The organism is Streptomyces sp. NPDC026377, assembly GCF_055567715.1.
Map to the genome: position 1 here is coordinate 83,774 of NZ_JBVHPV010000005.1, position 23,724 is coordinate 107,497.

Annotated in this window: 15 protein-coding genes; 1 reads left to right on the forward strand and 14 read right to left on the reverse strand. The window is 72.6% G+C overall.

From position 1 onward, the window contains the following. Positions 1-58: 58 nt before the first annotated feature. The 4 genes from ACZ4MU_RS12975 to rplU form a co-directional block, all read right to left on the reverse strand. Positions 59-1,795, reverse strand: a complete 1,737-nt coding sequence (locus ACZ4MU_RS12975; RefSeq protein ID WP_467874815.1) for a stealth family protein — start codon at positions 1,793-1,795, stop codon at positions 59-61. Positions 1,796-2,155: 360 nt separating this feature from the next. Then, a complete protein-coding gene (obgE, locus tag ACZ4MU_RS12980) occupies positions 2,156-3,595 on the reverse strand; it encodes a GTPase ObgE (protein WP_467874818.1) in 1,440 nt (479 codons plus the stop codon). 142 nt (positions 3,596-3,737) lie between these two features. Beyond that, positions 3,738-3,992 carry a 50S ribosomal protein L27 gene (gene rpmA, locus ACZ4MU_RS12985; RefSeq protein WP_108955339.1) on the reverse strand — a complete coding sequence of 85 codons (255 nt, stop codon included), beginning with the start codon at positions 3,990-3,992 and terminating at the stop codon, positions 3,738-3,740. A 14-nt stretch (positions 3,993-4,006) separates the two neighbouring features. After that, the gene (gene rplU / locus ACZ4MU_RS12990) at positions 4,007-4,327 is read right to left on the reverse strand and encodes a 50S ribosomal protein L21 (RefSeq protein WP_015033583.1); all 321 of its coding nucleotides are present in this window, start codon (positions 4,325-4,327) and stop codon (positions 4,007-4,009) included. A gap of 303 nt (positions 4,328-4,630) precedes the next feature. On the opposite strand from rplU, the gene ACZ4MU_RS12995 reads away from it, so the two are divergent. Continuing rightward, positions 4,631-6,511 (forward strand): hypothetical protein, encoded by a 1,881-nt coding sequence (locus ACZ4MU_RS12995; protein ID WP_467874821.1) that lies wholly within the window; start codon positions 4,631-4,633, stop codon positions 6,509-6,511. Positions 6,512-7,004: 493 nt separating this feature from the next. Here ACZ4MU_RS12995 and ACZ4MU_RS13000 read toward each other — a convergent pair whose 3' ends face one another. From ACZ4MU_RS13000 to ACZ4MU_RS13045, 10 genes are all read right to left on the reverse strand, one after another. Continuing rightward, positions 7,005-11,117, reverse strand: a complete 4,113-nt coding sequence (locus ACZ4MU_RS13000; protein ID WP_467874823.1) for an Rne/Rng family ribonuclease — start codon at positions 11,115-11,117, stop codon at positions 7,005-7,007. A 236-nt stretch (positions 11,118-11,353) separates the two neighbouring features. Beyond that, a complete protein-coding gene (locus tag ACZ4MU_RS13005; RefSeq protein WP_467874826.1) occupies positions 11,354-12,130 on the reverse strand; it encodes a TIGR03936 family radical SAM-associated protein in 777 nt (258 codons plus the stop codon). A gap of 132 nt (positions 12,131-12,262) precedes the next feature. Then, entirely contained in the window at positions 12,263-13,411 is a 1,149-nt protein-coding gene (locus ACZ4MU_RS13010; RefSeq protein ID WP_467874829.1) for a hypothetical protein, read from the reverse strand. Between the two features lie 74 nt (positions 13,412-13,485). Next, on the reverse strand, positions 13,486-15,414 hold the full coding sequence (locus ACZ4MU_RS13015) for a TIGR03960 family B12-binding radical SAM protein (protein ID WP_467874832.1): 1,929 nt from the start codon (positions 15,412-15,414) through the stop codon (positions 13,486-13,488). 87 nt (positions 15,415-15,501) lie between these two features. Further along, entirely contained in the window at positions 15,502-17,043 is a 1,542-nt protein-coding gene (locus tag ACZ4MU_RS13020; protein WP_467874836.1) for a CYTH and CHAD domain-containing protein, read from the reverse strand. 82 nt (positions 17,044-17,125) lie between these two features. Continuing rightward, positions 17,126-18,316: a rod shape-determining protein RodA gene (gene rodA, locus ACZ4MU_RS13025; RefSeq protein WP_467874839.1), complete on the reverse strand. Its 1,191-nt coding sequence runs from the start codon at positions 18,314-18,316 to the stop codon at positions 17,126-17,128. Beyond that, positions 18,316-20,517, reverse strand: a complete 2,202-nt coding sequence (gene mrdA, locus ACZ4MU_RS13030; RefSeq protein WP_467874842.1) for a penicillin-binding protein 2 — start codon at positions 20,515-20,517, stop codon at positions 18,316-18,318. Before mrdA ends, rodA begins: the two co-directional genes overlap by 1 nt. Positions 20,518-20,530: 13 nt before the next feature. Next, complete coding sequence (mreD, locus tag ACZ4MU_RS13035; RefSeq protein WP_467874845.1) at positions 20,531-21,214, reverse strand: rod shape-determining protein MreD; 684 nt, start codon at positions 21,212-21,214, stop codon at positions 20,531-20,533. Between the two features lie 12 nt (positions 21,215-21,226). Further along, positions 21,227-22,327: a rod shape-determining protein MreC gene (mreC, locus tag ACZ4MU_RS13040; protein ID WP_467874847.1), complete on the reverse strand. Its 1,101-nt coding sequence runs from the start codon at positions 22,325-22,327 to the stop codon at positions 21,227-21,229. Between the two features lie 134 nt (positions 22,328-22,461). Next, complete coding sequence (locus tag ACZ4MU_RS13045; RefSeq protein ID WP_053727412.1) at positions 22,462-23,481, reverse strand: rod shape-determining protein; 1,020 nt, start codon at positions 23,479-23,481, stop codon at positions 22,462-22,464. Positions 23,482-23,724: the final 243 nt, after the last annotated feature.

The following is a 23,724-nucleotide window of genomic DNA, read 5'->3' on the forward strand; positions in this document are numbered from 1 at the left end:
CTTCTGGTCCGGGCGGGCCCCTTTTCGCCTTGAGGGGCGCACCGCCCCCGGGGGGGCGCTACCCCTTCTCGAACGGGCTCGGCACCGGGAAGTACGCGTCCAGGAACGGCGTGATCAGGTCCTTCTGCTCGTGCACGTCCTGCTCGGTGGAGACCGTGTCGTTGACGCAGAACACCGTCTTGTCCCGGTTGGCCAGGAGCCGGCCGAGCCGCGTCTCCGTCCACGGGTGGGTCAAGTCCAGGTAGGTGTAGGGGAGTTCGGAGGGCACCGCGCGCTGCGTGTGGTACGCGTAGTAGTGGTGCAGCGAGGAGGAGATGGAGATGTCGTCCTCCGAGCGGAACCGGCTCGCCTCGGTGTAGCGGTACTCCGGCTCGAACTCGGTCTCGATCTCGGTGAGCAGGCTGCGGCGCAGCGGGTGCGGCATGTGCTTCATCTTCTGCACGACCACCGCCCCGTACCGCTCCTCGATCAGACGGCGGTTGTTCTTGCCCGCGGCGGCCACCGGCGGGTCCTCGGGGGTGCGCGCGCCCAGCGGTACGAGCGCGGGCGAGGGGAAGAACTTGGTGAGGCCGCTGGAGAGGAAGAAGTCCTGCGGGGTGACCTCGTTGCCGAGCATCACGTCGTCGTTGAAGTACAGGAAGTGCTCGGCGAGGCCGTCGATGTGGTGGAGCTGGCTCTCGATGGCGTGCGAGTTGAAGGTGGGCAGCAGCGCCGGGTCCCGGAAGATCTCCTTGTGGCTGACGACCTTGATGCCGGGCCGGGAGGTGTCCAGCCACTCGGGGGTCTGGTCGTCGGTGACGAGGTAGACGTTGCGTACCCAGGGCGCGTACATGTGCAGCGAGCGCAGCGAGTAGCGCAGTTCGTCGCGGCTCAGATAGCGCGCGGCGTTGGCGGCCTCGGCGTGGTAGGTCTCGCCGGTGAACGCGGCGCGGCGGCGCAGCCAGGCGGGGTCGGCGCCGTTGACCCACGTGTAGACGACGTCGATGGGGAAGGTGATCTCGTCGGTGGGGTGGATGGCGAACTCGGCGCGGGTGGGCACCTGGGCCGCCTCGGGGGCCTCGCGCGGGGCGAGGTGGGTGAAGTACGCCTCGGAGACCCGGGTGGTGGGGCCCGTCAGGGCGAGCGACTCGGCGAGCTTGCCGACGCGCGGCGGCACCAGTTGCCCGTCCTCCTCGTGCCAGAACTCCACGTCGCAGCCGTAGCGGTTGCCGAGGATCAGGCGGTGGGTGGGGTCCGTGCGGTACCAGGTGACGCGGACGGTCCCGGCGGTCCTGAACCGGCGCCAGGTGCCGTCCTCGTACCCCGGCAGGGAGGTCTCGGGGACCGGGTTGTTGCCCTTGACGTGGGTGACGTAGCCGGGCTGGTCGCCGCAGAGCGCCTCCAGCACCTTCAGCACGGCCGTGCGGTCGTCCTCGCGGACGGCGACGGCGGCGGCGGTCTCGGAGCGGCCGCGGACGCAGAAGTGGTCGAGGCCGGCCGCGTGCAGGGCGCGCAGCACGGTGTCGAGGTTGGCGCGGCGGGCCTGGAGCGGGGTGATGCCGGGTGCGACGAGCGCGACCTTGGGGTCCTTGCCGACGTGCACGACCGCGCGGTCGGCGCCGGAGGCGAGGGTCTGGTAGCGCTTGGTGACGCGGGCGGCGCGCATCTTCTCGGCGACGGCGGCGCCACCGGCGATGCGCATCTTCACGCGGCGGCGCATGTCGGCGTCGACCTGCGAGACGATCGCCTTGCGGACGCTCTCGGGCACGGCCCGCCGGTAGACCCCCAGCAGTCTCGGTGCCTCGGGATTACGCACGGGGGGCTACTCCTTGACGTTCGGTGGACATCGTACGTTTGCTGAACGTGTCCAGTATGCCGTCGTCCCGGGGGCCGCCGGACGCGGGGTTTTCCCCCGCCCCGCGCCTTCCCGAAAGCCTCCGGCGGCCTGTCGGTCGCCTGCGGGCGGGTTGCCTGAGGGGCGCGGGAAACTGCGCGACCAGCCACGACCGTCCGCAGACGAAAGCCGCCGTACGGCTGCGGACCGTGCTGGGTTGCTCGCGCAGTTCCCCGCGCCCCTGACTGCCCAGGGGCGCGGGGAACTGCGCGCTCAGCCACAGACGGCCCGCAGACGAAGCACGCGCCCCCCGGCAAACCGCAGCCGGACCGGGCCGCTCGGCTAGAACGGCTTGAAGTCGTCGTACTCCTGCTGCGCCTCGTCGCGCTCCGCGTCGCGGTCGCGGCGGCGCTGCGCGGCGGGACGGGGGGCCTCCAGGCGGTGGTCCTCGCCACGGCGGCCGAGCATCTCCGCGCCCGCCATCATCGTCGGCTCCCAGTCGAAGACGACCGCGTTCTCCTCGGGGCCGATGGCCACGGCGTCGCCCGCGCGGGCGCCCGCCTTCATCAGCTGGTCCTCGACGCCGAGGCGGCTGAGGCGGTCGGCGAGGTAGCCGACGGCCTCGTCGTTGTTGAAGTCGGTCTGGCGGATCCAGCGCTCCGGCTTCTCGCCGCGCACCCGGTAGACCTCGGCCGCCTCGTCGTAGGTGACCGTGAAGCCCGCGTCGTCGACCGCCTTGGGGCGGATCACGATCCGGGTGGCCTCCTCGACGGGCTTGGCGGCACGCGCCTCGGCGACGATCTTCGCCAGCCCGAAGGAGAGCTCCTTCAGACCGGTGCGGGCGACCGCGGAGACCTCGAAGACCTGGTAGCCGCGCTGCTCCAGATCGCCGCGGATCATGTCCGCGAGGTCCTTGCCGTCCGGGATGTCGATCTTGTTGAGGACGACGATGCGGGGGCGGTCGTCGAGGCCGCCGTAACTCTTCAGTTCCGCCTCGATGACGTCCAGGTCGGAGACCGGGTCGCGGTCGGACTCCAGGGTCGCGGTGTCCAGGACGTGCACGAGCACCGAGCAGCGCTCGACGTGCCGCAGGAACTCAAGGCCCAGGCCCTTGCCCTGGCTGGCGCCGGGGATGAGGCCGGGGACGTCCGCGATGGTGTAGACGGTGGAGCCCGCGGTGACCACGCCGAGGTTGGGGACCAGGGTGGTGAACGGGTAGTCCGCGATCTTCGGCTTGGCGGCGGAGAGCACGGAGATCAGGGAGGACTTTCCGGCGCTCGGGTAGCCGACGAGGGCCACGTCCGCGACGGTCTTGAGCTCCATGACGACGTCACGGGCCTCGCCGGGCTCGCCGAGCAGCGCGAAGCCGGGGGCCTTGCGCCGGGCGGAGGCGAGCGCCGCGTTGCCCAGGCCCCCGCGGCCGCCCTGGCCGGCGATGAAGGTGGTGCCCTGGCCGACGAGGTCGGCGAGCACGTTGCCGTCCTTGTCGAGGACGACGGTGCCGTCCGGGACCGGCAGGACCAGGTCCTGGCCGTCCTTGCCGGAGCGGTTGTCACCCGCGCCCGGCGCACCGTTGGTGGCCTTGCGGTGCGGGCTGTGGTGGTAGTCGAGGAGCGTGGTCACCGACTGGTCGACGACCAGGATGACGTCGCCGCCACGGCCGCCGTTGCCGCCGTCGGGGCCGCCGAGCGGCTTGAACTTCTCCCGGTGTACGGAGGCGCAGCCGTGGCCTCCGTTACCCGCGGCGACATGCAGCTCGACGCGGTCCACGAAGGTGGTCATGGGCTTTCCTCCAGTACGTACGGAATGTCTGCGTAATGCTGTGGTGCGAATGCCGTGTTTCATGAGAAACACGCGAAAGGCGGACCTTCTTCCCGTACGGGCTCCGTACGGGAAGTGAGGTCCGCCTCAGCGAAAGAACCGGTCAGGCGACCGGAACGATGTTCACGACCTTGCGGCCACGGTGGGTGCCGAACTGCACCGCGCCGGCCTCCAGGGCGAACAGCGTGTCGTCGCCACCGCGGCCGACACCGGCGCCCGGGTGGAAGTGGGTGCCACGCTGGCGGACCAGGATCTCACCGGCGTTGACGGTCTGACCGCCGAAGCGCTTCACACCGAGCCGCTGAGCGTTGGAGTCGCGACCGTTCCGGGTGGACGATGCGCCCTTCTTGTGTGCCATGTCTCCTCAGTCCCTTACTTCGCAGCCGCGGGGATGCCGGTGACCTTGATCGCCGTGTACTGCTGGCGGTGGCCCTGGCGACGGCGGTAACCGGTCTTGTTCTTGTACCGAAGGATGTCGATCTTGGCACCCTTGTGGTGGTCCACGACCTCGGCCGTGACCTTGATGCCGGCCAGCACCCACGGGTCGCTGGTCACAGCGTCGCCGTCGACAACGAGCAGGGTCGAGAGCTCGACCGTGTCGCCAACCTTGGCAGTGGAAATCTTGTCAACCTCAACGATGTCGCCGACAGCAACCTTGTGCTGGCGACCACCGCTGCGCACGATGGCGTACACGCGGATCTCTCTCTCACTCGGGACGGAACCCCTGAAGCCAGCCGCTTCGCACGGGCGGGCCCGTGACGATCCGGAATGGACGAGCGGCCTCTCCCCACGACCGCGGACGGTCGCCGGGAGGGAGGTGCTCAGAGGCGGGCGCGCATGGAAACACGCCGAGGGTCAAGGCTACGGGCCGCCCTCCCCCGGGTCAAACCGGCCATCTCGCGAGCCGGGCCCGCCCCCGTGGGGCCGGACCCGGGGCCCGGCCCCGGAAGGTCACTGATTCAATAATCACTCGTGCACCTGCGTTCGCTGCTCTCCATGCCCCGCATGCTCCGCCACGGCTCGGCCGTGGGCGCGGACCTGCCGCCCGACGAGGCCATCACCCTCGACGCCCCGGACGGCCCGATGGGCGACGCGCTCGCCGCCGTGCACGCGGGCGACCGGGGCCCCGCCGCCGCCCTGCTCGCCGGGACCCGCGAGCGGGCCGAGTGGGAGCGCCGCAGCACCTACGTCACCCAGCTCGCCACCGCCGCCCTGCACAGCCCCGGCTGGCTGGAGGACTGGCTCGCCGAGTCGCCCGAGGACCCCGACGCGGTCCTGGTCAAGGCGGAGCTCTGCGTCCACCAGGCGTGGGAGGTACGCAGCGCCGCGCGGGCGAGCGAGGTGGCGGCCGAGCAGTTCCAGGCGTTCTTCGCGCTGCTCGGGGACGCGGTCCCCGTCGCCTCGGCCGCCGCCCGGCTCAACCCCACCGACCCGGTGCCCTGGCAGATCGCCCTCACCCACGCCCGGGGCAGCCAGGCCTCCCGCGAGGTGTTCGACGCGTACTGGGCGCAGGCCGTCGCCCGCTCCCCGCACCACTACGGCTGCCACGCGGCGGCCCTGCAGTACCTCTCGGAGAAGTGGTACGGCTCGCACGGCGAGATGTTCGCCTTCGCCGAGCGGGCCGCCGAGAGCGCCCTGCCCGGCTCCAAGCTGCACGCGCTGCCGCTGCTCGCCGCCGTCGAGTACGTCATCGTCTCCGACGACCCGCGCCAGAGCCCCGTCGAGCGGACCAGGATCGACGCGGCCGTCGAGCGCGGCCTGGAGCTGTCCACCTGGTACGAGCCGGGCGACCCGGACGCGGCTGACTTCCGCAACCACCTCGTGCTGATGCTGATCCTGCACGAGCGGTGGGCCGAGGCGCTGGACGTGTTCCGGGCGATCGGGGTGGGGGCGCGGACGTATCCGTGGGCGTATCTGGGCGAGCCGCGCACCGAGTTCGTGGAGCTGCGTTCGGGGGTGCGGATGCAACTGGCCTCGCACACCCCGCTGTTCTCCCGGCCCGGGCGGCCGCAGCCCGGTCGGTCTCAACCCGGGCGATCGCAACCCGGGCGGTCGGCCCCCGCCCCCGCGGTCCCCGCCCAGGCCGGCCCCGGTCGGCCGCGCACCCTCGCGATAGTCGCCGCGCCCCCGCACGCCGTAGCCGAGGCCGCGCTGATGTGCGGGGTCTCCCTGCGGATCGCGCCCGCGCGGCCCGGCACGAGTTACGTGGAGCTCGTCCCGGACCCCGCCCCCGGGCGGCGGGCGGCGCTCAGCCGGGAGGAACGGCTGACGGCGGCGGCGGGCAGCTTCACCACGGGCGAGAAGTGGCCCGCGCTGGTCCTGCGCCGCAGCGGGCCCCGGTACGGGCTCACGCTCGTCCAGAGGGGCACGGAGACCGCGGCCCACCAGTGGGACCCGGCGGCTCCCGTCACCGACCACGCGGCGGCCTCCGCGACCGCGCGGGCCCTGGCGGCGGCGTTCCCGGTCCGCGACGTCCGGCCCCTGGTGGCGCTGCTGCGGGGCGCGGACTCCCCCGCCGCCCGCCAGGCCGACCTGGTGGCCGCGCTCGGCCTGCCTCCGCTGCCGCCGGGGTTCGGCGACCGGGACGAGGTCCTGCGCACCGTGCCCGGCGCCCAACTCCTGGCCCGGCGGGGGGTGTTGCGCGGCATCCGCGACTCCCTCGCCACGGACCTGGGCACCCCGGCGATCCCGGTCCCCCGCAGCCGCCGCTGGTGGCGTCTGCGGGTGGCGGCCCTGACGGTCCTGGTCCCGGCGTCCGCGTACGCCTGGACGACCCCCGACTGCTACCGCGCGACGATCCCCACCCTGACGTCCCTGTTCCTGACCGCCCAGCTGCGCACGGCGTGGCGGAGCAGGGGCGGGGGTGGGGGCGGGTAGGGGGCGCTGTCGCGTGCGGGCCGCTGACGGGTTGCCCACGCCCCTTCTCGGCCCGGTGTACATCTGCGGGCCGGTGGTGGGGCGCTCGCGCAGTTCCCCGCGCCCCCCAGGAGGTCCGGCTCCTTCGGCGTGCGAACGGTGACGGGGAACAGGGCCGCAGGCCCGTTCCCTCAGGGGCGCGGGGAACTGCGCGAGCAACCCACCACCACCCGCAGACAAAAGCCCCCACACCCGGCCCCACACACGACACCCCGGCCCACCCCAACACCCCCAGGGGCGCGGGGAACTGCGCGACCAGCCCACCACCACCCGCAGACAAACCCCGGGCAGAACAGGGGCGCGGGGAACTGCGCGAGCAGCCACCGCCGGGCCGATGCCGACAACGCGGCCCGCACGCGCCAGCGGCGGCCCTCGCCGGGTGCGTGGGCACACGGGAAGGCCCGGCCCCCGTACCCCGGGACCGGGCCTTCCCCCCTGTCGTCGCCGACCAGGCTCAGCTCTCCGTCGGCACCTGCTCCGCCGCCTTCTTCGCGGTGGCCTTCTTCGCCGTCGTCTTCTTCGCCGCGGTCTTCTTCGCCGCCGTCTTCTTGGCGACCGCCTTCTTCGCGGTAGTGGCCTTCTTGGCCGTCTTGCGGGCCGTCTTCTTGGCCGGGGCCGCCTCCTCGGCGGCCTCCGCCGCCGACGAGTCCTCGGCCTCGGTCACCGGCTCGGTCGCGGCCACGGCCGCGACCGGCGCGGTCTCGACCACGAGCACCGCCTCCTGCGCGCCCGACGGCGACCCGGCGGGTGCCGTGGCCTTGCGGGTCGCCCGGCGACGGGCCCTCGGCGGGGCTGCGACGGGCGCCTCCTCGGCGACGGGCTCGGCCGCGGCCCGCTCGGGCTCGGCGACCGGCGCCGGAGCCGCCACCGGCTCGGCCACCACGACCGGCTCCACCACGACCGGCTCGGCCGCCGCGGGCGGACCCGCCGGTGCGGACACCTTGCGGGTGGCCCGGCGCCGGGTGCGCCCACGCGGCGCCTCGTCCTCGATGAACGACGCGACCGTCACCGCCTTCGGCTCGGCCTCCTGCACGGGGGCGGGCGCGGCAACCGGCTCCGGCTCCGCCACCACCGGATCGGCCTCGGCCACCGGCTCGACGCCCCGCTTGGGCGCACCCGCCGGAGCCGACGCCTTGCGGCCGGAACGCCGCCTGGAGCGGGAACCGCGGGCCGCGGCCTCCGCCTCGGCGACGCTGCTGTAGAGCTCCTCGTCCGGCACGAACTCCGGCTCGGCGAGCGCGATGGGCGCCGCGACCTCGGCCGCCAGCTCCGCCTCGGTCTCGACGACGTCCGCGTCCGCCTCGACGACCTCGACGTCGGCGTCCGCGTCGACGAGGTCGACGCTCTCGTGCTCGTGCGCCTCGTGGTCGTGCTCGGCACCGCCCCGGCCGCGCTTCTTGGAGCGCTTGCCGTTGCCGCCGCCACCGGTACCGGTCGGCTGCTCCATGTGCACGATCACACCGCGCCCGTTGCAGTGGACACAGGTCTCGGAGAACGACTCGAGCAGGCCCTGCCCGACCCGCTTGCGGGTCATCTGGACCAGGCCCAGCGAGGTGACCTCCGCGACCTGGTGCTTCGTACGGTCGCGGCCCAGGCATTCGAGCAGGCGCCGCAGCACCAGGTCCCGGTTGGACTCCAGGACCATGTCGATGAAGTCGATGACGACGATGCCGCCCAGGTCGCGCAGCCGCAGCTGGCGCACGATCTCCTCGGCCGCCTCCAGGTTGTTCCTGGTGACGGTCTCCTCCAGGTTGCCGCCCTGACCGGTGAACTTGCCGGTGTTGACGTCGACGACGATCATCGCCTCGGTCTTGTCGATCACCAGCGAGCCGCCGGACGGCAGCCAGACCTTGCGGTCCAGCGCCTTCATCAGCTGCTCGTCGATCCGGTACGTCGCGAAGACGTCGACCTCGGAGGTCCACCGGGTCAGCCGGTCCACCAGATCCGGCGCCACGTGCGAGACATAGCCGTGGATGGTCTCCCAGGCCTCGTCACCGCTGACGATGACCTTGGTGAAGTCCTCGTTGAAGATGTCGCGCACGACGCGGACGGTCATGTCCGGCTCGCCGTACAGCAGGCTCGGCGAGCTCGTCGAGATCTGCTTGGCCTTCTTGGAGATCTCCTCCCACTGCTCCTGCAGACGCTCGACGTCGCGGCGCAGCTCGTCCTCGCTCGCGCCCTCGGCGGCGGTGCGCACGATGACGCCCGCGTCCTCGGGGACGATCTTCTTGAGGATGGACTTCAGCCGCGCCCGCTCGGTGTCCGGGAGCTTGCGGCTGATGCCGGTCATCGAGCCCTCGGGCACGTACACGAGGTAGCGGCCGGGCAGCGAGACCTGGCTGGTCAGACGGGCGCCCTTGTGGCCGATCGGGTCCTTGGTGACCTGCACCAGGACCGACTGGCCGGACTTGAGCGCGGCCTCGATGCGGCGCGGCCCGTTGCCCATGCCGAGCGCCTCGAAGTTGACCTCACCGGCGTACAGGACGGCGTTGCGGCCCTTGCCGATGTCGACGAAGGCGGCCTCCATCGACGGCAGCACGTTCTGGACCTTGCCCAGGTAGACGTTGCCGACGTAGCTGGTGGCCTGCTCCTTGTTGACGTAGTGCTCGACCAGCACGTTGTCTTCCAGGACGCCGATCTGGGTGCGCTCGCCGCTCTGGCGCACGACCATCACGCGCTCGACGGCCTCGCGGCGCGCCAGGAACTCCGCCTCGGTGATGATCGGCACCCGGCGGCGGCCCTGCTCGCGGCCCTCGCGGCGGCGCTGCTTCTTCGCCTCCAGACGGGTCGAGCCCTTGATGGACTGCACCTCGTCGGCGCCGGTGCCGGGCTCGGCCTTCTCGCGGGCCGGGCGCGGCTCGCGGACCTTGACGACCGTACGCTCCGGGTCGTCCCCGCCCGTACCGGCCTCGTGGTCGCCCCCGTCACCGCTGCGGCGACGGCGACGGCGACGGCGACGGCTGCTGCTGGTGCCGGCGGCCGACGGGGTGTCCTCGGACTCCTCGTCCTCGTCCTCGAACGCCTCGGTCTCGGCGGACTCCTCCGCCTCGCCCTCGTCGCTGTCGGCGGACTCGCCCCGGCGACGGCGGCGGCCACCGCGGCGACGGCGGCGCGAGGGACGGTCGTCCTCGTGCTCCTCGTGCTCCTCGGCCTCGGCGCCCTCGGACTCCTCCTCGTCGGCCTCCTCGGCGACGGGGGCCTGGGGCTCGGGCGCGGCCTCGGCGCTCTCACCGCGACGGCGGCGGCGACGGCGCGAGCCGCCCTGCGGCTCGGCCTGCTCGGCGACGGGCTCGGCGACGGGCTCGATGGCGGTCTCCTCCGGCTCCTCCTCCTCGTCCGGCACCTCGGCGGCCCGGGCGGCGGCCGCGGCGGCCGTCTCCGGGGTCTGGAACATCGGCTCGTGGAAGACCGGCGCCTGGAAGACGGCGACGGCGGGGCGGGTGGCCCGGCGGCGGGACCGGCCGGTCTCCGCCTTCGGCTCCGCCGCGGCCGCCTCGGGCTCCTTGACGGGCACGTCGGCGGCGGCCGGGGTGAACTGCGGCGCGGTGGCCTTGCGGGTGGCCCGGCGGCGGGTACGCCCACGCGGCGCGTCATCCTCGGCGGACTCGGCGGGCGCGGCCGGTTCGGCGGCGGGCTCCTGGGCGGCCGGGGCCGCGGCGACGGGCTCGACGACCACGGCGGCCTGCTCGGCCTCCTCGGCGGCCTTGGGCGCACCGGCGGGAGCCGTGGCCTTACGGGTGGCACGGCGGCGGGTCCGGGCCGGAGCGGCGGACTCCTCGGCGGCGGCCACCACGGCGGCCTCCTCGGCCGGGGAGGCGACCGGGTCCTCGGCGGCGACGGCCGGAGGCGCACCGGCGGCCGAACTCTCCTCGGCGGCCGGGGCACCGGCGGGCGCGGTGGCCTTGCGGGTGGCGCGGCGGCGGGTGCGCGCCGGGGCGGCGGGCTCCTCGGCAGCGGTCTCCGGCTCGGGCTCGGCGGCGGCCGTGACGGGCTCGGCGGCCACGACGACCTCGGCCTCCTCGGCGGCCTTGGGCGCACCGGCGGGAGCCGTGGCCTTACGGGTGGCACGGCGGCGGGTCCGGGCCGGGGCCGCGGGCTCCTCGGCGGTCTCGGCCTCGGGCTCGACGGCGGCCGGGGCCTCGACGGCCTCGGACGTCTCGGCCGCGGGCGCACCGGCGGCGGCCGTGGCCTTGCGGGTGGCGCGACGGCGCGGACGGGCCGGAGCGGCCTCCTCGGCGGCGGCGGGCGCTTCGGCCGGGGCCTCGGCGGCGGCGGGCGCTTCGGTGGTCCCGGCCGTCTCGGCGGCTGCGGGCGCGCCCGCCGGGGCAGTGGCCTTGCGGGTGGCGCGGCGACGCGTACGCGGGGCGGCGGCCTCCTCGGCGGCAGGTGCCTCGGCCGGGGCGGCGGGGGCCTCGGCGGGCGTCTCGGGCGCGTCGGCGCCCGCCGCTCCCGGCGGTCCCGCGGGCCGCGACGCCGCGCGGCGCCTGCGGCGCGGCGGCAGCGTGTCGCTGGGGCTGTTGTTGTCGTCTCCGGTCACACCGGATTCGTTCTTCTCGTTCTCAAGCATGCGGGCGTAGCTCCCGTCACGCTCCCGGGCGCCGCGCCTGGTTCCGGTCCGGCGGCACGTCCGCGTGATGTGCGCGGGTGCCGCCGTCCGGGGCGCGGGCGCCGCACGGGAGCTGATATGTCCGGCTCGCCGGTTCCGTACGCGATGTACGCACGGCCTGGCGAAAGTCTCCTGGTCAGTGCGCGGCCCGACCCAGGTGGCTCCCGAGTACCAGGGCTGCGCTACAACGACTGCCCTTACGCGGCTGGACCCGGCGCCGTCGCTGAGGTGGTCCCGGCGGCCTTGGATGGAGCGGCCGGGGCTGCCTCGCGGTCGGGCGCGAGCGGGTCGGTCACCGTGCCGGACTCCTCGTCGAAGAGCCCCTGCGCCAGCCTGGTCACCGCTGCGGGGACCGGCGGCGCCAGGTCGGCCACAGCTCGGAGACCGGACAGGACGTCGTCGGGTCGCACGGCAGGTGTCAGGTGCCGTACCACCAGGCGCAGTATCGCACAGGGCTTGCCCAGCGGCCTATCGGCCTGGGGAGAAACCGCCTCCAGGCCGGCCACGGCGCCGCGCGTGTCGAAGGTGCGCATGCCGTTCTTGGTGCGGCGCTGGACCTCGACGGTCTCGGCGGCGAGGAAGGCCGCGACGGCCTTCTCGGCGTCCTCGACGGACACGCCGTCGAGCCGCATCTCCCAGACGGAGGCGGTCAGCCGGTCGGCCAGGCCCGAGGTGCGGGCCTCCACGGCGTCGGTGATGTCGAGCCCGGCGGGCAGCGACTCGTCGAGCAGCGTGAGCAGCGTCGCCGGGTCGCGGTGCTCGGTGAGCGCGATCTCCAGGTACTCGGCCTCGGAGCCGGTACCGGTGGGGGCGGCGTTCGCGTACGACACCTTGGGGTGCGGGGTGAAGCCGGCCGAGTAGGCCATGGGCACCTCGGCGCGGCGCAGCGCGCGCTCGAAGGCGCGCTGGAAGTCGCGGTGGCTGGTGAACCGGAGGCGGCCGCGCTTGGTGTAGCGCAGTCGGATGCGCTGCACCGCGGGTGCGGGCGGCGGGCCTTCGGGCTGTCGCTTGCCCAGTGGTTCTTCTCCTCGTGCGGGGCGGGCGCGGTGGGCGCCGCCCACCTGTCCTGTGGGGGCCCTCCGGTCACAGCCCGCGCGCCGCCCGGCTCATCCCTCCGTCTTGCTGAGGGAGATCTCGGGGGCGGGCACCGCGCCGGAGGCAGTAGTTGTACTACCCAGAGTACGCGTCGTGAGCCGTGCCGGTTCCCGGCGCGGCCCGCCGAAGAGGGTCCGCCGGGCGTCCGCGCGGGCCTGCCGCACGCTCGCACGGGCCGAGGCGAGGGCTTCACGGGCGGTACGGGCCGCGCCGCTGAGCGTGTCGCGCGCGGTGCGGCCCGCCGCGGCCGCCGCGCGCGCCGCCGGATCCCACAGGGTGCGGCGCGCCCAGTGCAGCACGGGGGCGCACAGGGTGCGCCAGACCCAGCGCGCCGGGCGGCCGACGAGCTGCCACCCGAGCCACTTCAGGCCGCGCCCGACGGCCCGCGAGAGGTGTCCGGCGATCCGCCAGGCGTGTCCGAAGGCGGCGCCGATCTCGTGCGCGACGACGGCGAGGGCGTGTCCGACCGGCATCAGCACCCGGCGCCAGAACCACCCGACCGGTACCACAAACAAGATCAAACCCACTCGTACGAGGACGGTTCCGACCGCGCGCAGGACCGCGCCGATCCCGCGCCCGAGCCAGGTGAGCCCCGTCCACAGCCGGGCGCCGACCCAGGTGAGCCCCGTCCACAGCCGGACGCCGACCCAGCCGAGTCCGATCCCCATCCGGCAGCCGAGCCAGGCGATCGCGGCCCACACCCCGCAGACCACCCACGCGAAGCCCGCCCACACGCCGGAGACGACCCACACCAGGCCCGCCCACACGGCGGCGAGAACCCGCCCGGCCCCGCGCCCCACCCAGGCGATTCCCCGGCCCAGCGGGGTGAGCAGATGACGGTGGAGCCATACCGCCGGGGCGGCCACCGCGTACCGCCACACCCACCCCAGCGGTGTGAGCACCAGCACCCGTACGGCGCGGGCCAGGCCCCGGGCCGTGTACGTCAGCGGTACCACCACCAGCGTGCGGCCCAGCCACGCCAGTGCCCGGCCCACCGGCCGCAGCACCGTGCGGTGCAGCGCGCGGCCCGTCGCGGCGAGCGCGTCCCACAGGAGGCGGACCGGGACCACCAGGACCAGGACCACGATCCGTACCGGGAGACGGATCGCGACGGTCAGACAGCCCTCGGGCTGCCGCGGCGGCTGCTGCTGGAGTTCCATGTCTTCTCGGACGCGCCGCAGGCCCCGAACCGTTGCGGTGCGGGGCCTGCTGTGATCAACCGGTGATCGGGCGGTTACTTGACGACGGTCAGCGGGAGCAGCTTCTTGCCCGTGGGGCCGATCTGGATGTGCGTGTCCATCTGCGGGCACACCCCGCAGTCGAAGCACGGCGTCCAGCGGCAGTCCTCGACCTCGGTCTCGTCGAGGGCGTCCTGCCAGTCCTCCCAGAGCCAGTCCTTGTCGAGACCGGAGTCGAGGTGGTCCCAGGGCAGGACCTCCTCGTAGGTGCGCTCACGCGTGGTGTACCAGTCGACGTCCACGCCGTACGCCGGCAGGGTCTTCTCGGCGCAGGCCATCCACCGGTCGTAGCTGAAGTGCTCGCGCCAGCCGTCGAAGCGGCCGCCGTCCTCGTAGACGGCGCGGATGACCGCGCCGACGCGGCGGTCGCCGCGCGAGAGCAGGCCCTCGACGATGCCGGGCTTGCCGTCGTGGTAGCGGAAGCCGATGGAGCGGCCGTACTTCTTGTCGCCGCGGATCTTGTCGCGGAGCTTCTCCAGACGGGCGTCGGTCTCCTCGGCGGACAGCTGCGGGGCCCACTGGAAGGGGGTGTGCGGCTTGGGCACGAACCCGCCGATGGAGACGGTGCAGCGGATGTCGTTCTGGCCGGAGACCTCGCGGCCCTTGGCGATGACGTTGACCGCCATGTCGCCGATCTGGAGCACGTCCTCGTCGGTCTCGGTCGGCAGGCCGCACATGAAGTACAGCTTCACCTGGCGCCAGCCGTTGCCGTAGGCGGTCGCCACCGTACGGATCAGGTCCTCTTCGGAGACCATCTTGTTGATGACCTTGCGCATGCGCTCGGAGCCGCCCTCGGGGGCGAACGTCAGACCCGAGCGGCGGCCGTTGCGGGTCAGCTCGTTGGCGAGGTCGACGTTGAAGGCGTCCACGCGGGTGGAGGGCAGCGAGAGGCCGATCTTGTCCTCGGTGTAGCGGTCCGCGAGGCCCTTGGCGATCTCACCGATCTCGGTGTGGTCGGCGCTGGACAGGGAGAGCAGGCCGACCTCCTCGAAACCGGTCGCCTTCAGGCCCTTCTCCACCATCTCGCCGATGCCGGTGATGCTTCGCTCCCGCACGGGGCGCGTGATCATGCCGGCCTGGCAGAAACGGCAGCCGCGGGTGCAGCCGCGGAAGATCTCCACCGACATGCGCTCGTGGACGGTCTCCGCGAGCGGCACGAGCGGCTGCTTGGGGTAGGGCCACTCGTCGAGGTCCATGACGGTGTGCTTGCTGACCCGCCACGGCACGCCCGACCTGTTCGGTACGACGCGGCCGATGCGGCCGTCGGGGAGGTACTCCACGTCGTAGAACGCCGGGACGTACACGTTGCCGGTCCTCGCGAGGCGGAACAGGACCTCCTCGCGGCCGCCGGGACGGCCCTCGGCCTTCCACGCGCGGATGATGGCGGTCATGTCGAGGACGGCCTGCTCGCCGTCGCCGATGACCGCGCAGTCGATGAAGTCCGCGATCGGCTCGGGGTTGAAGGCCGCGTGGCCGCCCGCGAGGACGATCGGGTCGTCGATGCCGCGGTCCTTGGACTCCAGCGGGATGCCCGCCAGGTCCAGGGCCGTGAGCATGTTGGTGTAGCCGAGCTCGGTGGAGAAGCTGAGCCCGAAGACGTCGAAGGCGCCGACGGGGCGGTGGCTGTCCACGGTGAACTGCGGCACGTGGTGTTCGCGCATCAGCGCTTCCATGTCCGGCCACACGCTGTAGGTGCGCTCGGCCAGGACGCCCTCGCGCTCGTTCAGGACCTCGTAGAGGATCATGACGCCCTGGTTGGGGAGCCCGACCTCGTAGGCGTCCGGGTACATCAGCGCCCAGCGCACGTCGCAGCTCTCCCAGGGCTTGACCGTGGAGTTGAGTTCACCGCCGACGTACTGGATCGGCTTCTGCACATGCGGGAGCAGGGCTTCGAGCTGCGGGAAGACGGACTCGGCGGCAGTCATCTCGACGAACTTTCGTGAGCTGGCAAGGGGGCGACTTACTAGCGTAACCCGCTCAGGAGGTGCCCCCCGCCGCCGCGTTCGCCCGCCTCAGGCCCGCAGCCGCCGGCGCGGCCCGGGCCGGGAGGCCCCGCGCCAGGCCTCCGGCAGCCCGCGCTCCCCGTCGGCGCCGGCCGCCTCCTCCTGCCCGTACAGCAGTCCCCAGGTGAACGCGGACTCGCCCGCCAGCTGCGCCTGGACCGCCAGGGCGCGCAGGGCCTCGCGAGCCACCACGCTGTCCTGGTGGTCGCCCAGCAGTTTCTGCACGGCCTTCATCCGCCGACTGAACTCCTTGGCGGGGGCGCCGAGCGCGGGCCGGGCCGCCTCGGCGGCGTAGCGGGCGCGCTTGGCCGCCTTGCGGGCGTCGTGCAGGGCCCGGTCGCGCTGCTCGCCGGGGGCGAGCTCCAGGGCGTGCGTGATCCGGGCCGCCAGCCGCCGGTAGTCCTTGAGGACCGCCTTGGGCAGCACCTTCGCGGCCGGGCGCTGGGCGGCCGGGCGCAGGGGCGGGGCGGCCAGCAGCGCGTCCAGGGCGTCGAGCAGGGCGAGGTAGCGCGAGCTGTCCAGGGCGGCGAGGGTGGTGCGGCGCGCGTCGGCGCGGCGCGCCACGCTCCACAGGCGCAGCCGTCCTCGGACGGGCCCGAGGACGAGGGTGCGGGGCAGGGCGGCGACGCGGCCCTGGAGGCGTTCGGTGAGCACCTCCTGGTCGCGGTCGACGCCGAGCCGGGCCGCGAGCCACTTCAGCTCCTCGCCGAGCGGGTCGGTGATCGTCCGGTCGAGAACCTTCCCGTAGGACGTGAAGGCGCTGCGCAGGCGGCGGGTGGCGACGCGCATCCGGTGGACGGCGTCGGGCAGCTCGCGCCGGACGGCGGGGTCCTGGGCGACGATGGCGTCGCGCTGGGCGCGCAGAAAGTCCAGCACCTGGTCGCCCGCGGTGGGTCCGCCGGGGTGCGCCACGGCCCGCGGCTCGGGCAGGCCGGGCGTGGCCGGGGCGGTCTCCGCGAGGGCCCGGGCCAGCTTGGAGGCGCTGCGCGCGGGGCGCAGGCCCGCCTTGCGCAGCCTCTTCTCCACCCGGTCGAGGAGGGCGGGGTCGGCGCCGTCGGCGAGTTCGGTCTCGACCTCGGTCCAGGTGGCCGTGGCGCCCGCGCGTCCGGGTCCCAGGCGCACCGCCCGCACGGAGTCGACGCTCACCTCGGCGAGCGGCGTGCCGTCCTCGGCGAGCAGCCGGCGTACGTCGCGGGAGGAGACGAGCCGGACGACGGGGTCCAGCCGGGCGTCGCGGACGCGGGAGCGCAGGAGCGCAGCCAGGGCGTGGGGGACGTCCGGGGAGAGGGGGGCGCGGATCTCGTCGCGGATGCCGGTGGCGACCGGGAACTTCAGATGCCAGCCCGCGTCCTCGCCGCCCGTTCTGCGGCGCAGGGTGAGGGAGTCCGCGGCCAGGCGCAGGTCCTGGGTGTCGTAGTAGACGGCGTCCAGCTCGGCCACGCCCCGCTCCAGGACGCGCGCGACTCCCGGGATCCCGGTGAGGCCGGGGAGCCGTACGTCGTCGCCGGTGGCCTCGTACTTCCGCTCGATCTCGCGACTCGTCTCCGCCATGAACCGAATCTAGACGCGAAACGCGGACTCGGACAGGGCGCCGGACCGGCCGTGGCGGCCGGTCCGGCGCTCCGCACCGCGCCTATGCCGTTATCGGCCGCTGCACCCTGATGGACTGGAGCAGTCCGATGGCGACCCATACCGCGAACATCGACGAGCCTCCGTACGAGACGAAGGGCAGCGGGAGGCCCGCCACCGGCATGATGCCGAGCGTCATCCCGATGTTCTCGAAGGACTGGAAGCCGAACCAGGCGACGATTCCCGCCGCCAGGACCGTGCCGTACAGCTCCGTCGTCTCGCGCGCGATGCGGCAGGCGCGCCACAGGACCACGCCGAGCAGGACGAGGATCAGGCCCGCGCCGACGAAGCCGAGCTCCTCGCCCGCGACGGTGAAGACGAAGTCCGTCTGCTGCTCGGGGACGAACTGGCCGGTGGTCTGGCTGCCCTTGAACAGGCCGGTGCCGGTCAGTCCGCCGGAGCCGATGGCGATACGGGCCTGGTTGGTGTTGTAGCCGACGCCCGCCGGGTCGAGGCTGGGGTTGGCGAAGGCGGCGAAGCGGTTGATCTGGTACTCGTCGAGCAGCCCGAGCGCCGCGACCGCGACCGCCCCCGCCACGCCCGCCCCTATCAGGCCGAGCACCCAGCGGTTGGAGGCTCCGGAGGCGAGCAGCACACCCAGGATGATGATCACGATGACCATGACCGAGCCGAGGTCCGGCATCATCATGATGATCAGGATCGGCAGCACGGCGATGCCCAGGGACTTGAGGACCGTGCGGTGGTCGGGGTGGGGTGTGTCCCCGGCGTCGACGCGCGACGCCAGTATCATCGCCATCCCCAGAATGATGGTGATCTTGGTGAACTCGGAGGGCTGGAGCGAGAAGCCGCCGCCGATGATGATCCAGGCGTGGGCGCCGTTGACGGTCGCGCCCAGCGGGGTCAGGACGGCCAGGATCAGCACCACCGAGATCCCGTACAGCACCGGCACCGCGCCCCGCAGTGTGCGGTGGCCCAGCCAGATGGTGCCGACCATCAGGCCGAACCCGATGCCGGTGTTCATGGCGTGCCGGATCAGGAAGTAGTACGGGTCGCCCTGGTTGAGCTGGGTGCGGTTGCGGGTCGCGGACCACACCAGCAGCGAGCCGATGAAGGAGAGCGCGAGCGCGGAGAGCAGCAGCCACCAGTCGAGCCGGCGCAGCACCGAGTCGCGCGCGGTGAGCTTGGCGAAGGCGGAGCGCTCGGGGGCGTAGCGCTGGACGGAGAAACCGGCCATCAGTCCCTGCGCCCCCGTCCGCCGTTGCGGTTGTCGGTGTTCGCGGTGGCGGGCTGCTGCTCCCCGGCCTTCTTCTCGGGGGCCTTCTGCGCGTCCGGGTCGTACGGCTCGATCTTCGGCGCGTCGATGGAGCCGTCGGCCTGGATCCTGGGCAGGGCCTGCTGCGGCTGGGGCAGCAGGGCGCGCTTGAGGTCCTGGTTGCCCGCGTCGTCGAGCCCGTAGATCGCGTCGTAGATGTTGCGCACGGCGGGGCCGGAGGCGCCCGAGCCCGTACCACCCTGGGAGATCGTCATGACGATCGAGTAGTCCTTGGTGTACGTGGCGAACCACGAGGTCGTCTGCTTGCCGTAGACCTCGGCGGTGCCGGTCTTGGCGTGCATCGGGATCTGCTTCTGCGGCCAGCCGCCGAACCGCCAGGCGGCCGTACCGCGGGTGGCGACTCCCGCGAGGGCTTCGTCTATGTCGTCGCGGGTCGCCCGGGTCATCGGCAGCTTGCCGTGCGCCTTGGGCGTGATCTGCTTGACGGACTTGCCGTCCGCGCTGATCACGGCCTTGCCGACGGTGGGGTCGTAGAGGGTGCCGCCGTTGGAGATCGCCGAGTAGATCGTCGCCATCTGGATGGGGGTGACGAGGGTGTCGCCCTGGCCGATGGAGTAGTTGACCGAGTCACCGGCGCGCATGAGGTTGCCTTCGAGGCAGTTCTCGTACTCGATCTTCTGGACGTAGTCGCCGTCCTTCTTGCCGTGCTTGCACCAGGCGTCCTTGTTGGCCTCCCAGAACCGCTGCTTCCACTGGCGGTCGGGAACCCGGCCGGGGACCTCGCTGGGCAGGTCGATACCGGTCTTGGCGCCCAGGCCGAAGTCGTGGGCGGTCTTGTAGAACCAGTCGGCGGCGTCCTTCTTCGGCTTCATGCCGCCGTCCTTGAGCCACTGGTCGTGCGCGAGGCCGTAGTAGACGGTGTCGCAGGAGACCTCCAGGGCCTGGCCGATGGTGATGCTGCCGTGGCCCTGGGACTCGAAGTTCTTGAAGACCTGTCCGCCGACCGAGTACGAACTGGGGCAGGGGTAGGTGTTGTTGAACGGGTACCCGGCACGCACCGCGGCGGCCGAGGAGACCACCTTGAAGATGGAGCCGGGCGCGGCCTGGCCCTGGATGGCGCGGTTGAGCAGCGGGTAGTTGGAGTCCTTGCCGGTGAGCGCCTGGTAGTCCTTGGCGCTGATGCCGCCGACCCAGGCGTTCGGGTCGTAGTTGGGCAGCGAGGCCATCGCCACCACCCGCCCGGTCTTGGCCTCCATCACGACGACCGCGCCCGCGTCGGCCTTGTAGTTCTCGTTGGTGTTCTTGTCGAACTCCTTGCGGGCCTCGGTCATCGCGTGGTTCAGCTCGTACTCCGCGACGGCCTGCACACGTGCGTCTATCGAGGTGACGATGTTCGAGCCCGGCTCGGCCCTGTCGCTCTGCGCCTGCCCGATGACACGGCCGAGGTTGTCCACCTCGTAGCGGGTCACGCCCGCCTTGCCGCGCAGCTGCTTGTCGTAGGTGCGCTCCAGACCCGAGCGGCCCACCATGTCCGAGCGCAGATACGGCGAGTCGGTGTCCTTCGCCTTGATGATCTCCTCGTCGGTGACCGGCGAGAGGTAGCCGAGCACCTGCGCGGTGTTGGCCTTGCCCGGCGAGGTGTAGCGGCGCACCGCGGTGGGGTCGGCGGTGATGCCGGGGAAGTCCTCGGAGCGCTCGCGGATCTGGAGCGCCTGCTGGGTGGTGGCCTTGTCGGTGACCGGGATCGGCTGGTACGGCGAGCCGTTCCAGCACGGCTTGGGCGTCTTGGCGTCGCACAGGCGCACCTTGTCCATGACGTCCTGCGGCTTCATACCGAGCACGGCCGCCAGCCGGGTCAGCACCGCCTTGCCCTTGTCGGGCATCTTCGTCAGGTCGGTGCGCGAGGCGGAGACCACCAGCCGGGTCTCGTTGTCCGCCAGCGGCACCCCGCGCGCGTCCAGGATCGCCCCGCGCACGGCGGGCTGGACGACCTGCTGCACATGGTTGTTCTTGGCCTCGTCCTCGTACTCCTGCCCGTTGCGGATCTGGAGGTACCAGAGGCGCCCGCCGAGGGTGAGGAGCAGGGAGAAGACGAGGACCTGGATGATGACGAGGCGGATCTGCACCCGGGGGGTGCGTCCCGTCTCGGGGATGTTGCTCACGCTGCCCCCTCGTTCACAGTCGCTTGACGCCCTTGATGCGGCCGGCCCGGGCCGCGCGGTTGCGGGCGGCCCTCACCCGCAGGCCGCCCTTCGGGTTGCCGATCCGCAGCCCGGTGCCGCCGGAGAGCCAGCCGGAGGCGATGCTCGCGCCGTTCCCCGCCGCGCCGCCGCTCCCGGAGGACTCGGCCAGCGGATCGTTGTCGGCCCGTCTGGCGAGCGCCATGATGAACGGCACGGTGAACGGGGCGAGCAGCAGGTCGTAGACGGCGGCCGTGAACAGCAGGTTCACCAGACCGACATGGCGGGCCGCGGTGTCGCCGACGAGGGCGCCCACGCCCGCGTAGAGCAGGGTGGAGCCGATGGCCGCGCAGACCACCACGACCATGGGCCCGGTGGCCGAGCGCAGCCGGCCGTGGTCGGGCTTGGCGAGCCCCGCCGCGTAGCCGACCAGGCACAGGACCAGCGCGTAGCGCCCGGCGGCGTGGTCGGCGGGCGGGGCGAGGTCGCTGAGCAGCCCCGCGGCGAAGCCGACGAAGGCGCCGCCGAGGTGGCCGTAGACCAGGGCGAGGCCGAGGACGGTGAGCAGCACCAGGTCCGGGACGGCGCCCGGCAGCTGGAGCCGCGCCAGGACGCTGACCTGGACGACGAGGGCGACGACGATCAGGGCGGCGGAGAGGATGACCCTGTTGATACGCATCTGGATCAGCTCCTACTGGTCGCCGTCGGCGGCGGTGTTGTCCGCGTTGCCCGCGTTGTTCGTGTTGTTCGGATCTCCGCCGGGGAGCGCGCCGGGCTTGCGGTGGGGATCCGCGTTGGGATCCGGGACCGGGTTGCCGTTCGGGTCATTGGTGGGGATGGGCACGTTCGGGTCGGCCTGGTTGGGGTTGACCGCGTTGCCGGGCGGCGGCGGAGTGACCGTGACGGTCACCGTGGGCGTCGGGACCGGCTTGGGCTTGGCGGGCAGCACCTGGTCGCGCGGGTCGGTGCGCGGGGCCTGGACGACGACGCCGACGATGTCGAGCTTGGTGAACCCGACGTACGGACGCACATAGACGGTCCGCGTCAGATCGCCGCCGGAGGGGTCGACCTTGACGACCTCGCCGACCGGGACGCCGGGCACGAACGGCCTGTCGGACTGCGAGCCGAAGGTCACCAGCCGGTCACCGGCCTTCACCTTGGCCTTGCCGTTGAGCAGCTGCACCGACAGCGGCCGGTCGCCCTGGCCGGTGGCGAAGCCCAGCTCGTCGCTGTTCTCCATCCGGGTGCCGACCGTGAAGTCCGGGTCGTTGGCGAGCAGGACCGTGGCGGTGGACGGGCCGACGGTGGTGACGCGGCCGACCAGCCCCTCCCCGTTCAGCACGGTCATGTCGCGCTTGATGCCGTCGCGCGAGCCGGCGTCGATGGTGACGGTCCAGGAGAAGCCCTGGGCCGCTCCTATCCCGATGACCTGCGCGGCCTTGATGCCGTACTGGCCCTCGCCCGCGGTCTTGAGCATCGCGTCGAGCTGGGTCAGGCGCGAGCGGTTGCGGGCGTCGCTGCCGAGCTTCTGCTTCAGCGCCTCGTTCTCGCGCTGGAGGTCGGCGATCTTGTTGTGGCGCTCCCCCGAGTCGCGCACGGCGCCGATGGCGTTGCCCACCGGATCGACGGCGGCCGCCATGCCGTTCTCGACCGGCCCGAACACCGTGGCGGCGGCCTGCCGGGCCCCGTCCACCGGTGAATTCTCCCCACCCCGGATGTCGACCGTGATCAGCGCGAACGCTACGGCGACCAGCAGCACCAGGAGGAGCCGGCTCTCTCGTGTGTCCCTCACGTGCGGCGGCCGTGCCTTCCTCGTCGGAATCTGTTCGATCTGTATATCAACGATCCGCCGTACGGGTTGGCAGTGCCCCGTACGGGCGGTCCCCCCGGGCCACTGCGACCCGGGGGGACCTCGGCGTTCTCCGTCTAGCGGCGCGGCTGGGCGTCGAGGACCTGCTGGAGGGCCTCGAACTCCTCGACGCACTTGCCCGATCCCAGGGCGACCGAGTCGAGCGGGTCCTCGGCGATGTGGATCGGCATCCCGGTCTCGCGGCGCAGCCGCTCGTCCAGGCCCCGCAGCAGGGCGCCGCCGCCGGTGAGGACGATGCCGCGGTCCATGATGTCGCCGGAGAGCTCGGGCGGGCACTTGTCGAGCGTCGTCTTCACGGCGTCGACGATCGCGTTGACCGGCTCCTCGATGGCCTTGCGGACCTCGGCGGCCGAGATGACCACGGTCTTGGGCAGCCCGGAGACCAGGTCGCGGCCGCGGATCTCGGTGTGCTCGTCCTTGTCGAGGTCGTACGCCGAACCGATGGTGATCTTGATCTGTTCGGCGGTGCGCTCACCGAGGAGGAGGCTGTACTCCTTCTTGATGTGCTGGATGATCGCGTTATCCAGCTCGTCGCCGGCGACCCGGATGGACTGTGCCGTGACGATTCCGCCGAGCGAGATCACCGCGACCTCGGTGGTGCCGCCGCCGATGTCGACGACCATGTTTCCGGTCGCCTCGTGGACGGGCAGCCCCGAGCCGATGGCCGCGGCCATGGGCTCCTCGATGATGTGCACCTGACGGGCGCCGGCCTGGGTGGAGGCCTCGATGACGGCGCGGCGCTCGACTCCGGTGATGCCCGAGGGCACACAGACGACAACGCGCGGGCGAGCCAGGTAACGCCGCTTGTGGATCTTGAGGATGAAGTAGCGGAGCATCCGCTCCGTGATCTCGAAGTCGGCGATGACGCCGTCCTTCAGCGGTCGTACGGCCACGATGTTGCCCGGCGTACGGCCGATCATCTTCTTCGCCTCGGCGCCGACCGCCAGGATGCCGCCGGTGTTGGTGTTGATGGCGACGACGGAGGGCTCGTTCAGGACGATTCCGCGGCCCCTGACGTACACCAGCGTGTTGGCGGTCCCGAGGTCGACAGCCATGTCACGGCCGATGAACGACATGTTGTTGCTCCCCATGAGGATGCGTCCGGCCTTCCCTAATCGAGCGTTGACGGCTTTTTAGGTCGGCGAGGTGGGTGCTGTGGGCGTGAGGCTCCATCGTAGTGCCGCCTGCACGGACACGGCGCGTTGGTCCACCTCTGTTATTGGTGACGACGTGTCGGGGCGATGCGTTCCCGACTTCACCCCGCATATGCCGAAGGGCGACCGAAATTCCTTCGGTCGCCCCAGGTCATGAGCGCTATA